Annotated in this window: 3 protein-coding genes; 2 read left to right on the top strand and 1 reads right to left on the bottom strand. The window is 67.5% G+C overall.

From position 1 onward, the window contains the following. Positions 1-111: 111 nt before the first annotated feature. On the bottom strand, positions 112-4,050 hold the full coding sequence (locus ABZV42_RS32275) for a LamG domain-containing protein (protein ID WP_356054888.1): 3,939 nt from the start codon (positions 4,048-4,050) through the stop codon (positions 112-114). Between the two features lie 310 nt (positions 4,051-4,360). Here ABZV42_RS32275 and ABZV42_RS32270 point away from each other — a divergent pair, with 310 nt between their 5' ends. Both ABZV42_RS32270 and ABZV42_RS32265 read left to right on the top strand, forming a co-directional pair. Next, the gene (locus tag ABZV42_RS32270) at positions 4,361-13,078 is read left to right on the top strand and encodes a polymorphic toxin-type HINT domain-containing protein (protein WP_356054886.1); all 8,718 of its coding nucleotides are present in this window, start codon (positions 4,361-4,363) and stop codon (positions 13,076-13,078) included. 110 nt (positions 13,079-13,188) lie between these two features. Next, positions 13,189-13,449 (top strand): hypothetical protein, encoded by a 261-nt coding sequence (locus ABZV42_RS32265; protein WP_356054884.1) that lies wholly within the window; start codon positions 13,189-13,191, stop codon positions 13,447-13,449. The last annotated feature ends 53 nt before the right edge of the window (positions 13,450-13,502 follow it).

Genomic DNA, 13,502 nt, shown 5'->3' with positions numbered 1-13,502 from the left:
CCAGGGCAGAGGTGGGTTGCTTGGGCGGAGCCGGATTTCGGATCCGTGTCGGCGCCGCCCGCACCCGGAGGTGTCCGGGTGCGGGCGGCGGTACGGAATGACGGTCAGGTGTCAGTCCAGTTGGGCGACCTTGGGCAGGTCATCGGCGGACGCGGCATCGGCCGGGGGAAGAGCATAGGGATAGATGCGGACGTTGCTGATCGCGCCGTTGGTGTATTCGCCGTAGGTCCCGGAGGCGAGCTTGCGGCCGATCTGCAGGGGGCCGGTGGCGTTCCACGGGGAGTAGGTCCAGTCGTTGGTGGCGGTGAGCTTGCCGTCGACGTAGAGGTGGATCTCCTTGGCGGAGGCGTCGTAGACGCCGACGAGATGCGTCCACCGGCCGACAACCGGCTTGGTCCCGTAGGTCGCTCGCCAGACGGCGCTGCTGGTGTCCGTGCTGTGCCGGCCGAACGCCCAGGCCTGGGCGCCGGAGGAGTAGTACAGCTGGAAGCCGTTGTTGGTGGTGCCGTTCTGGGAGAGGAACGTGCTGTTGGCAGTGAGGGAGTTGAGCTTGACCCAGGCGGAGACGGTGAAGCTCTTGGAAGTGTCCACGGCCGGGCCGGTCGCGCTGCCGTATCCGCTGGTGCCGTTCAGGGTGAGGGCGTTGCCGCGGGCGGTGTCGTTGGTCCAGGAGTACCCGCCGGACAGGCCGGCGGTGAGTGTTCCGGTGCTGTCTGCGGTCGTGGCGCCGCTGCCTTCGGCCAGCTTCCACCAGTGGGTGGCAGTGTCGGTGACCGATCCCAGTGAGACGGCCGGGGCGAAGTCGTAGGTCGGCGGTGAGGTGAGGACCAGGCTCTGGCGGTAGTTGTACTCGAGGAGCTGGCCGTAGGCGTCGACGGCATACAGATCCGGCATGCCGTCCGGGCCGCCGGGGGTGGTGGAGGTGCTTCGGACCGGGCTGTTGACGTCGCCGGGGGAGGCGACGACCGGGTAGGCAGTCGGCGACAGGGTGAGGCCGAGGCTGGTGTGCGTGCCCGGGTGGAGCAGGTCGGGGACCAGCGTGGCCGGGTCGACGGTGATCGGGTAGCTGTACAGCTGGCCGGTCGTGTTGTCGCGGGACCACAGGACGGGCTTGCCCTTGAAGGTGCCCGCGGCGATCAGGCTCTGGCCGGTCCAGTCGCCGTCACCGAGCAGGAGCGGGTTCTTGAGGTGGTAGCCGCCGTCGGACTGGTAGATCCAGAGTTCCTTGTTCTCGACGGTGATGACGGCGGGGTAGTCGTCGGTGTTGCCGAAGACGTTGCCCGGGGCGATGAGCTGGCTGACGTTCCAGCTCGTGCTGTTGTAGTCGGTGCCGCGGCAGCGTGTGTCGTCGGCGACGACGTCGGGCGCCGCGCAGGCGTCCTTGACGACGCGGTCGAAGCGCTTGTCGACGAAGCCGCCGAGGGCGGACCAGGGGGTTCGGGGGATGGAGGCGTCGTTGACCGGGTCCAGGTCGTTCTTGACGATGTAGAGGTTGTGGCTGCTCTTGTTGTACGCCCACAGGTCGTCGCCGCTCGCGCCGTGCAGGTTGCCGCGGTGGGCGATGAGGTAGTTGTTCCAGCCGGTGCCGTCGGGGGAGTCCTCCTTGGCGGAGACCGTGACGGGGCCGGTGACGTGCAGGGTGTCGGTGACCGGGTCGCTGTGGACGGGTGCGGTGTTCTGGCCCGGGTCCTGGTTGCCGGGGATCAGGTCGAGGTCGCCGGTTTTGGTGGTGGCGAGCAGGTCGGGTACGCCGTCGCCGGAGATGTCGCCGGGCTTGATCGTGGTGGCGGGGTTCCAGGGGACCGTGAAGGTGTAGCCGGTGGGGCTGGTGGAGATGTTGCCGGCCTTGTCGACTCCGGCGACGTACAGGGTGTGTACGCCCCAGTCCTGGATCGGGACGGGGATGGTGGCGGTGGAGCGGCCCTGGCTGTCGGTTCCGGAGACCGTGGCGCTCTGGCCGTCGGCTGCGGTGGGCGGTGAGTCGAGCTGCCACAGGAAGGACGCCATGCCGCTGGACTTGCAGGCGTTCGGGTCGCAGGTGTCGTCGGAGGCAGGGGCGTCGGTGCCGGCGACGGTGAAGCCGCTGGTCTTGCCGGGGCCGGCGTAGACGGGGTCGCCGTCTCGTGCGGTTCCGACCTGGGGGAAGGCCGGGTTCCCGGAGATGTCGGGGGTGGGCGGTGCGGTGAAGTCGGTGTTGAACCAGCAGTGGTCGGATTTGCCCGAGGTCAGGCCTTGGTCGGAGTCGTCCTCGGCGTAGACGTCCCAGCCGTACTGGTGTCCGTCTTTGAGGGTGGCGCCGATCTTCATCGCCGCGTCGGTGCCGGAGGCCAGCGATTGGCTGTCCGGGGTCGAGACGGCGGCGCCGTTGCCGTCGCCGTCGGGGTCGATGGTGCGGTCCCAGACGTAGTAGTGCGCTTTGACCTTCTCGCCGGAGATCTGGCTGGTGACGGTGGAGTGGAGGGTGATGTCGCTGCCGGCGCCGGAGTAGGTGGTGGCACCGATCCAGCCCACTCCGCTGGTGGTGCAGGCGGCCGTGGCACCGGTGGCATCCGGGGTCGTTTGCAGCTTGGTGGGTATCCCGGGCGGGATGTCGAACTTGGTGGTGAGGGTCAGCGTGGTGGACAGGCGCAGGTAGTCGTCGTTGCTCGAGGACTCCGACTCGTTGCCGTACAGGCCGATGGTCCAGGTGCTGGCGCCGTCACCGAAGGTGCCGTCCGCGTCGTAGCCGTTGCCGTCTTCGTCGGCGATCTTCTGGGCTTGCGCCTTGACGTGGAAGGTGGCGGTGCTGTTGCTGCAGGAGCTGCCGGAGTTGGCGCCGCTGGGCACCGTGTCGGTCACCGGGGGGAAGGCGGTGTCGTGGACGCCGGGGCGCGACAGCCAGTCGGTGCTGGAGCTGATCGCATTGGTGGTGTGGAGGGTGAGCGGCTGGTTCTGGCTGCAGTCGTAGCTCGCCGCGAAGGTGGTGGAGATCTTCACGTAGGCGTCGGAGACCACGAACGATGCGTGCAGTTTGTCGGTTTTGATCGCCCAGTAGGAACGCTCCAGCCCTGTCCCGCAGGCGCCGCCCCACCGCTGATAGCCCGCACCCTGTCCGTTGGTCTGTGCCTTGTCGTACTGCGGGGAGTTGTCGCAGGTCGAGCTGGAGTAGACCTCGGTGTAGTGGCCGGCGGTCGATGAGACCGGGTTGGTGTAGGGGTCGATGTACACCGGGTAGGCGGTGTCCGCGTCGGTGAGCATGCCGGCGTCGGGGGTCAGTGTCACGGCGCTGCTCGTGGCGGTCATGGCGACCGGCTTGGTGGTTGCCTCCGGGCCGGGGCCGTCCACGGAGGATGTCACGTCGGCCACCGGGCCGCCGAGCCTGGGCGGGGTGGTGGCGGAGTCCCACATCAGCGGCTGCGGGCTGGTGTAGGCCACTTCGCCGTCGGTGGTGGTGGCCTTCATGCTGTCGGAGTCGGCGGCGGCGAGTGTGAGGCCGCGGGTGTCGGCGGCCAGTGTGAGTTTCTTCAGGCGCGGGTTGGCCGCCGCGTCCGCGTTGTGGACGATCAGGACGTCGCTGAAGCCGCCCTGGTCGGTGACGGAGACCGACAGGTCGACGCCGGGCAGCACCGAGGAATACAGCGCCGTGTCGTCGCTGACGCTCGGTGCCGGCAGGGTGAAGGGCAGAGTCAGCGCCATGCTGGGGCCGTCGGCGTGGGTCAGGGTGACCAGCGGGCCGTTGCCGCCGCCGGAGAGGGTGACCTTGTTCGGTGTGGCCTGGGGCGCGTAGTTGCCGTGGCCGTCGGCGGCAAGGGTGGAATCCACCGGGGTCCACTCGCCGTCCTGCAGGACGCGGGTGGGCAACGCGCTGGTGGTGCTGGTGAAGGTGCCGTCCGGCAGTGCGTCGGTGGTGGAGACCTCCGTGGTCAGCGCGTCCACCGGGACGGTCCTGCCCGTGGAGAGGGCCTCGGACCGGGCGGCCAGCAGCGGGTCGGCCGGAGCGGGTGCGGAGTCGTCGGCGACGGCGGGCAGTTGGGGGAGCGTCGCCAACAGGCTCAGTACCGCAGCGAACATGGCCAGTCTACCGGCCGCAACAGCGCGCCTTGGGCGGTTGCGTATCGGAGGTCTCAACACCTGGCGGGCTTCCTTTGGTTCGAGGGGCAGCGGGGTGAAAGAGCCCGGTTGCCACAGAGATCTGAGAAGTGATCAATTCCGGCACAGAAACTACACAGGATCTGTCATGGGCATGCATGGCTTCTCCCTGGAAACGGCAAAGTGTCTTGAGTCGTGATCATGAAGCTACCTAGTCTCCGGTTCGATCGCGCACCTGTGATCGAACTGTGTGACGGACCCTCAAAAGGGCCGTGCGGTGGGGGGTTTACGCGTGAGTGGCAGACGGCGCTGGTTCGAGGGAACGTGGCACCGGAAATTCCTCGGCGGACTCGGCCTGTGGACCGTTCCGATCGCCCTGCTCGCGCTCCTGGTGCCGGTAGTCGTCACCACGGGCTTCGGAATGCCCGGCTTCATGGCAGGTCACTCCGGCGACGACGGCTTCGGCCACCACGGCGGCTTCACCTTCGACGGCACCGTATGGCGCCCCGAGAAACTCCCCACCACCAAAGCCGTAGGGTCACACCTTCTGCAGCCGAAGGCGCGACGCCACCCCAAGGGCTACAAGCCGCTGGCCACCTACCGGGCACAGGCGAAGCAGTGGCCCAAGGCCGGCACCGCCGTCGTCGACCTCGGCGCACCGGGCAACACCAAGCCGGTCAAGGCAGGTTCCCTACCCGTCTGGGTGGCGCCCGCCGACACCAAGCAGAGCGTCGACTCCGTGCAGGTGCAGGCCGCGTCCCACACCCAGACACTGCGCACCGGCGCCAACGGCATGCTCCTCGGCATCACCCCCTCGGGCAGACAGTCCAATACCCCTGCCGGCAGCTCCTCCGGCACCGCAACCGCTCATGACCGAGTCAAGGTGGTCATCGACTACTCGGCCATCGCCCGTGCGTACGGAGGCGGTTACGGCTCCCGGCTGCGGCTCGTGCAGTTGCCGGGCTGCGCGCTGACCACTCCGGAGAAGGCGGAGTGCCAGAAGGCCACCCCGCTGAAGTTCACCAACCGGGCCTCCGCCGGGCAGCTGACGGCGACCGTCACCATGGCCTCCGCGTCTCGCACGGACCAAGGGGGGGACGACTCCAAGTCGACCGACGGAACGAGCAGTTCGCAGCCGACGGCAAGCGCCACCCCCTCGAAGCCCGCACAGCCCGCCGACACCGCCGAGCCGGCTCCGAGCAGCGCATCCCCGGCACCGGCACTGAGCAGCGCATCCCCGAAGCAGACCGAGGGTGCGAACGGACCGGACACGATGTCGGTCCGCACCGCGCCGCTGACCGCGGCTGCGGCCGCCGCTACCACGGCGCTCGCCGTGACCTCCGGCACCTCCGGCTCGCAAGGCGACTACGGGGCAACGGAGCTGTCGGCGGCGGGAACCTGGCAGGCGTCGGCCACGGGATCCTTCACCTACGCCTACCCGATCTCCGTGCCGTCCGCAGTCGGCAGCAATGCGCCGTCCGTCGGCCTGAGTTACGACTCCCAGTCCGTCGACGGCGAGACCACTGCCCGCAACTCCCAGGCTTCTTGGATCGGGGACGGCTGGAGTTACCAGGTCGGGTCCGTGGAGCGGTCTTACCGTCAGTGCGACTCATTGCTCGACTCCGGTGGAGACAAGATCCTCAAGGGCTCCGGTGACGAGTGCTGGGGCGGAGACAATGCCACGCTGTCATTCGGCGCGCATTCCGGAGTGCTGGTGCCCGACGGGGTGGACTCGAGCGTGCCCGGCGAGATCAAGCAGTGGCGGCTGCAGGGTGACGACGGCACCGTCGTGCAGGAACTGTCCGGAGCCGACAACGGCCTGCACGACGGCATCTACTACCGGGTTCTGACCAAGGACGGCACCGCCGCATACTTCGGTGCAGACCATTCTCCGAGCGGTGCGGGCACCGATGCCACCATGCCCGCGAGCCCGGACGACTCCTCCACGCACTCCGCCTGGGGGGTCCCCGTCCTGCACCCGCGCTCGGCGGACCCGTGTCACGACGACGCCAAGGGCAAGGCCTCCCGCTGTGACAAGCCGGAAGGATGGCGCTGGAACCTCGACTTCGTGGTGTCGCCGACCGGATTCGTGCAGCGCTACGACTACACCACCGAGTCCAACTACTACGACCTCGGCGGCGGCCAGGCGTCCGAGTCAACCGACCCGGACGACACCGGCACCCTGACCTCGTACACCCGCGGCGGCGCGCTGACCCTTATCTCCTACGGCTACACCCTGGCCGACGAGCAGGCGGGGCGTGCCCCCGCCGCGGAAGTGGACCTCGGCCTGGCCCAGCGCTGCCAGACCGCCGGCAGCTTCACCGATTGCTCGGCCGACAATCTGAAGGACAGCACCGCCACCCACTGGCCGGACGTGCCGTGGGACCTGCACTGCGACTCGACAGACAAGACCAAGCTGCCGGACGGCGCCACGAGCGTCCCCGACGACGTGTGCATCACCTCGAGCCCCACCTTCTGGGCCACCACCAGGCTGGATTCCATCACCACCAAGGTCCATGTGAAGGCGACCGACCAGCTCACCGCCGTCGACTCCTACAAGCTGGGCCAGGTCTACTCGGACGCCGGCGGCACCGTCGACCCGGTCACCGGCACCACGGTGGACCCCAAGGACGCCGGAATGCTGCAGGCCGTCATGTGGCTGCAGTCGATCAAGCACACCGGCAAGGACACCTACAACAACGGCAACAGCGACATCGACTTGAACCAGGTGTCCTTCACCGGAACCGAGATCGACAACCGGGTCAACGACGATTCCCCCTCCGCCCCGCCGCTGTACCGGCCGCGCATCTCCAGCGTGCAGACGGAGACCGGCGAGTCCATCGCCGTCGAGTACAACCCCGCTCCCTGCGCGGGCTTGACCATGTCGATCTCCCAGGCGGACAGCAACACCCACTCCTGCTATCCGGTCTACTGGACGGTCCCCGGCGCCTCGAAGCCGATCGCGGACTGGTTCAACAAAGTCACGGTCGACAGCGTGGCCGTATCCGACCTGACCATCGCCGGCCAGTACAAACCGGACGCGCAGAACAACCCGGCCGGCTCCGAGGCCCAGATCTCCCACTACAGCTACTCGTCCCCCGCCTGGCACCGGGACGACTCGGCCACGACCGACGACCAGTACCGCACCTGGGACCAGTTCCGCGGCTTCCGCACCGTCACCGTACAGACCGGCCAGGCCCCGGAACCCGTCACCCAGCAGACCACCACATATCTGCAGGGCATGGACGGCGACTACAAGGCCGACGGCACCCGCCGCTCCGTCACCCTCGACGCCAAGGCTGGCGGCAACACCGTCCTGAGCGTGACCGACGCGGACCAGTTGTCCGGCACGGCACTCGAGGACGACACCTACACCCAGGCCGGCGGCACGGTCGACGCCGTCAGCGTCAACGGCCCGTTCACCTTCACCACCACCGCCTCCGCAGGACAGACACCCTGGACGGACTGGACCCAGGAGGACAACCCCGGTGACAGCGAGCCGGCACTGTCCACCCTGCCCGACCTCACCGCTCGCCGGATCAAATCCGCCGCATCCCTGAAGTACGAACGCCTCGCCGACGGGACCTGGCGGCACACCAAAACCGACGCAGCATTCGACGGCCAGAGCCGCCTGTCCACCGTCGACGAGCACGGCGACGGCGTCGACCCCAAGCAGGAGAAGTGCGCCACCACCACCTACGCGACGCCGCCGTCCGGCAACTCGATGGCCCTGTCCTACCCCGACCAGACCACCACCGTCAGCGGCCCCTGCGGCACCGCACCGAGCGCCTCCACCCTCCTGGCCGACAGGAAGCTCTACTACGACGGTGACGGCACCCTTACCAACCTGGGAACCTTCGGGCAGCTTCAGCAGAGCGGCAGTACGGCGATCGGCCGGGTCACCGCCATGCGGACGGCCACCGGTTACACGGGCACCACGGAGAACTGGCAGACCAACTCGGCGATGAAGTACGACGACGCCGGGCGGATCACCGACACACTCGACGTCACCGGGCAGAACACCCACACCGACTTCACCCCACCGTGGACCTCGGCAGGTGGCAATACCAACCCCACCGGTATCACCACCACCAACAGCAAGAACTGGACTGTCGCCTCCACCCTCGACCCGCTGCGGGGCGTCCCCACGGAGAACGTCGACGCCAACGGCCGCAAGACCGACATGACCTACGACGCGCTTGGCCGGCGCACCGCGGTGTGGCTGCCCGGCCGGGACAAGGCAGCCGGTCAGAGCGCGGACCGCACTTTCGCGTACTCCGTCAACCCCGGCGCCGTCCCCGCACCCGGCGACACCATCACCCAGTCCGGCGCGCCCACCTCGGTCACCTCCAAGACGCTGCGGGACGACGGCACGTACGCGACGTCGGTCTCGATCTACGACGGCATGCTCCAGCCCCGTCAGACCCAGGCCACCGCCATGGGCGACTCCAATGCGGGCCGGATCATCTCCGACACCTTCTACGATTCCCACGGCTGGCAGGTGGCGTCCTACGCGCCGTACTCGGAGCCGAACAACTTCCCCTCGACCACGCTGTACGCGGCGAACGAGAACCAGATCCCCTCGGAGACCACCACCGCCTACGACGGTGAGGGCCGGTCCCTGAAGGCGACCCTCTGGCACCAGGCCGCCGAGCAGTGGCACACCTCCACCAGCTACCCGGGCGCCGACGAGGTCGACACCACGGCAGCGGCCGGAGGACGCTCCACCGCCTCTTTCACCAACGCCGTGGGCCAGACCACCAGCACAGTGGTGAAGAACACCGGCTCCACCGTCACCCTGACGGGTGGCTCGGTGATCCCGTCCGGGACATCGCTGACCTCCGACAGCGTGCGCCTGACGATGCAGCCGGACGGCAACCTCGTCCTGTCCGCCCTGGCGAGCGGGGCGACCATCTGGTCCTCCGGCACCTCCGGCCACGCCGGCGCCTGGGCCAAGTTCGGAACCGACGGCAACCTGGTCATCTACAGCACGGCCGCAGCACAGCTGTGGACCACCGGCCTGACCGCCACCACCGGCGCCACCTTCCGGGTCCGCAACGACTCCACCGCGGTCGTCGTCGCCTCCAACGGCACCACCGTGCTGTGGAAGCAAGGCACCGCGGGCGCCGTCGCGGCGGCCGACGCCACCACCAAGTACACCTACACCCCCGCTGGCCAGATCGAGTCGATCAAGGACAACGCGGGCAACGCCTGGTCGTACACCTACAACCTGCTCGGCCAGAAGCTGACCCAGAGCGACCCGAACACCGGCACGACCACGTTCGACAAGTACGACGTCTCCGGCAACCTGCTCCAGACCACCGACGCCCGCGGCCAGGCCATGTCCGTCGCCTACGACTGGGACAACCGGCCCACGGCCGAGTACGCCGCCGCATGGTCGGCCACCCCCGACCAGTCCAAGCTGCTGGTCTCCCACGTCTACGACACGCTGGCCAAGGGTTATGCGACCTCTGCCACCCGCTACGTCGGTGGCGCCTCAGGGGCCGCCTACACCCAGGCCGTCACCGCCTACAACACCGCCTACCAGCCGCTGGGCACCACGCTGACCGTCCCGGCGTCCGACGGCTTCGCCGCCGCTGGCCAGTCCAGCGCACCCGCATCCGGCAGCGTCACCTACACGACCACCAACCACTACACCGACACGGTCGGCCTGCTGTCCACCACGCACTTCCAGGCTGACGGCAACCTGCCGGCCGAGGACATCGACTACGGCTACACCCAGCAGGGCAACCTCGACGGAATCGGCGGCTTCATCAACTCCGCCAACACCCCCGCCTACCTCGACACCGCCGTCCACGACGCCTTCGGACGCGTGCTGCAGGCCAACTACGGCCGCACCGGCAAGGAACTGGCGACCTTCGCCCAGTACGACGCCACCACCGGGCGAGTCACCCAGACCAGCAGCATGCTGCAGACCTCGGCAAACGCCCTGGACGTCACCAACCTGCGCTACAACCAGGCCGGAGAACTCACCGCGATCGACGACCTGCAGGACAACACCACGCACGACACCCAGTGCTTCACCTACGACTCGTTCCAGCGCCTGACCACCGCCTGGACCGACACCGCCGGGATCACCGACCCGAACGCTGCCACACCTGGCGCGGTCGGCGGCTGTACTACCGCACGGGTGCAGACGACCACCACGTCTCCCATCACTGCCTCCACCGTCGGCGGCCCGGCCCCCTACTGGCAGAGCTACACCTACGACCAGCTTGGTGACCGCACCGGCACGGTCAACCACGACACCACCGGCAACGCCCTCAACGACACCACCCAGGCCGTCACTTACCCCGGCGCGAACGGCACGGCGCCCGCGACCCTGCCCGACCAGGCAGGCACGGCCACCCTCACCAACCCGGCCGGTACGGCGACCATCGCCCCGACCTACACCGACCCCGCCCACGGCAACGTGAACGCCGGCGACACGATCAGCCGGAAAGTAACCTCCACCGGTCCGCTGACCAGTTCCTTCACCATCACCGGCGGCGTCAAGCGGTGCGTCGACGACGCCGGCGGTTCCACCACCGCCGGCACCAAGGTGCAGGTCAACACCTGCAACGGCGCCACCAGCGAGAAGTGGACGGTCGGTACCGACGGCACGGTGAAGGTCCTTGGCATGTGCCTGGACACCACCGGTAACGCCACCACCAGCGGCACCCTCGTGGTGATCGACACCTGCAAGACCGACGCCACCCAGAAGTGGAAGGTCACCACCACCGGCACCCTGGTCAGCAACGCCAACACCGCAATGTGCCTGACCGACCCCGCCGCCTCCGCCACCACCGGCACCCAGCTCACCCTCACCGCCTGCGGCGGCACCGGCCAGACCTGGACCAACGCCGCCACCGGCGCTGTCCCGGCCGGCCAGAGCCAGACCTTCACCTACGACGCCGAAGGCCGCACGGCCACCGTCGCCACCACCTCCGGCACCCACACCAACACCAGCAAGTACCTCTACGACGCCCAGGGCGGCCTGCTCGAACAGACCGCCGCCGTCGACGGCGCCGACAAGACCCGCATCCTCTACCTCTTCGGCGGCGCCGAACAGATCACCCTCAACATCTCCGCCAAGACCTGGACCGGCCTGCGCAACATCACCGGCCCGGACGGCACCACCGTCACCCGCTCCAGCACCGGCACGGTCTCCTACCAGGTCGCCACCGGACAGGGCACCGCTGTCACCGCCGTGGACGCCTCCACCCTGACCGTCACCCGCCGCTCCTTCGACCCCTTCGGCAACCCCCGCGGCACGAAGCCGAGTTCCTGGGTGGCTGCGGACGAGAACCACGGCTTCCTCGGACAACCCGCCGACCCCGTCACCGGCCTGAACCTGCTGGGCGCCCGCAACTACGACCCCGTCACAGGCCGCTTCCTCACCCCCGACCCGGTCTTCCAGGCTGGCGACCCCAACCAGATGGGCGGCTACACCTACGCCGCCGACAATCCCGCCAGCAGCAGTGACCCCACAGGGATGGACCCGGCCAGCTGGGGGGAGTCGCCCAGCTGCCAGGAAACCGGCATTGGCTGCGGTGGCGGTAAAAAGAAGCACCACAGCGGCGGGAGCGGCACCAAGACCTCCGGCGGCTCCACCGGCTCGCCCTCACCGTCCACCACGCCAACGCCTTCCACGGGGTCGACCCCGTCCTCCACACAGACGCCGACACCGACACTCGGCGAGACCCCCTGCCAGCCGGCAGACTTCGGTACCAACCGGTGCGAAAGCTACGACGGCGGTCTGCTGCTCTACACGGCCGCAGGGATGGTAACCGTGGGAGCCGTGGGGGGCGTCGGGCTGTGCCTCGCCACCTTCGTGGAATGTGCTACAGGGATAGTCGCGGGTGCTGGAGATGCAGATGCTGGCGGCAGCATGCTCCTCGGCGTCCGCATACGTATAGGTCTGGGTGCGGGGGTGGGTGCCGCACGGGTCATCGAAGAGGGTGCAGCGGAGGGTGCGACAGTCGCGACAGCCGGCGCCGACGCCAGTGCAGCGAGCGAAGCCGCAGACGACGCGGCCGACCTCGTCGCCGCAAAGCGCGCCAACGCACAAGAGCACGCGACAGAAGCGAACGCGGAAGCAACCAAACCGAGCAAACCGGAAGCGGGGAACGCGGGCACGAAGCCCACGGAGTCATCGGCCCGCTGCAGTTTCTCCCCCTCGACGCCTGTCCTCATGGCAGGCGGCAAGACCAAGGCAATCGGCAAGATCAAGACCGGTGACAAGGTCGAGTCCGCTGACCCCAAGACGGGCAAACACCGGGGCGGTCGTACCGTCCAGCACATCTGGATCAACCACGACAAGGACCTGCTCGACGTCACCGTCCAAGACAAGGACGGCCACACCGCAACCCTGCACACCACCGCCAACCACCCCTTCTGGGACGACACCACCCACACCTGGAAACCGGCCGGCGAACTCCACCATGGAGACGCTCTCAACACAGCCGACAACGACCACGCCTACGTCGTTTCCACACGGATCACACCCGGTACAGCGAACCGCTGGAACCTCACCGTCAAGGAACTCCACACGTACTATGTGATGGCCGGATCGACACCGATCTTGGTTCACAATATCGATCTGGGTACGCTCAATTCCTGTCCCACTACGGCTACCACGCACACCGCAACGGTGACGGTGCACGATAGCAATGGAAAAATCCTGCACGACTACGACATTCGAAGCGGCGCGCAGACGCCAGCGGAGCAAGCTATGGGCCGTGGTGGGGAGACGCTCAGTCATACTGAAAACCGAGCAGCCCGTATGGCTGGCGGTGTGCCGAGCTATGGCACGAAGATAGTCTACGATGACGAATTCTTCGGGGAGATGCCAGTGCCATTGGATGGATATGTGGTCATCAATGGATCCCGGCCACCATGTTCAAGCTGCATGGGTGCGATGACTCGTGGGGCTCAGGATACGGGATCCACATTCGTCTATATCTGGGAAGAAGCCGGAAATCCGGCTTGGTGGAGTACCTCTGGGTGAGGGGTTGCTCTGAATGTCAAACGAGGACTTGAGGGAGTGTAATGCCGCAAGATGAGCGCGTCGATCCTATCCAGATCTTTGCTCGGGTTGGAGGGGTTACCTACCGCTCCATGGACGCCAGCAGGGCTTTTGAGGTGTGGGTTCATCTGACCCGGCAAGCAGGATGGGACGTTGTTGAACTTCCTGCCGATCACAACGCGGATGACCCAACAGACCTCGGTGCCGTGATGGTGGAAGGTATTAAGTACCGAATTCACTTCAGTCCCCGAGTGCGCCGACTTCTAGCCGATGATTCAACCGGGCATCTGACTTATAAGGATGCTCTTGGCTATGTTGGATGGGCTGAACCAGATCTTACTGCCCAAAATTAGGATTGGTGGAATTCTGGTTTCATGAAAGCGCACTAGGCGCCGACGTGGTTCCA

Source organism: Streptomyces sp. NPDC005281 (genome assembly GCF_040607495.1).
Classification (GTDB): domain Bacteria; phylum Actinomycetota; class Actinomycetes; order Streptomycetales; family Streptomycetaceae; genus Streptomyces.
Note: the sequence above shows the minus strand (reverse complement) of the source record. Positions and strands in the feature narration are given on the sequence as shown.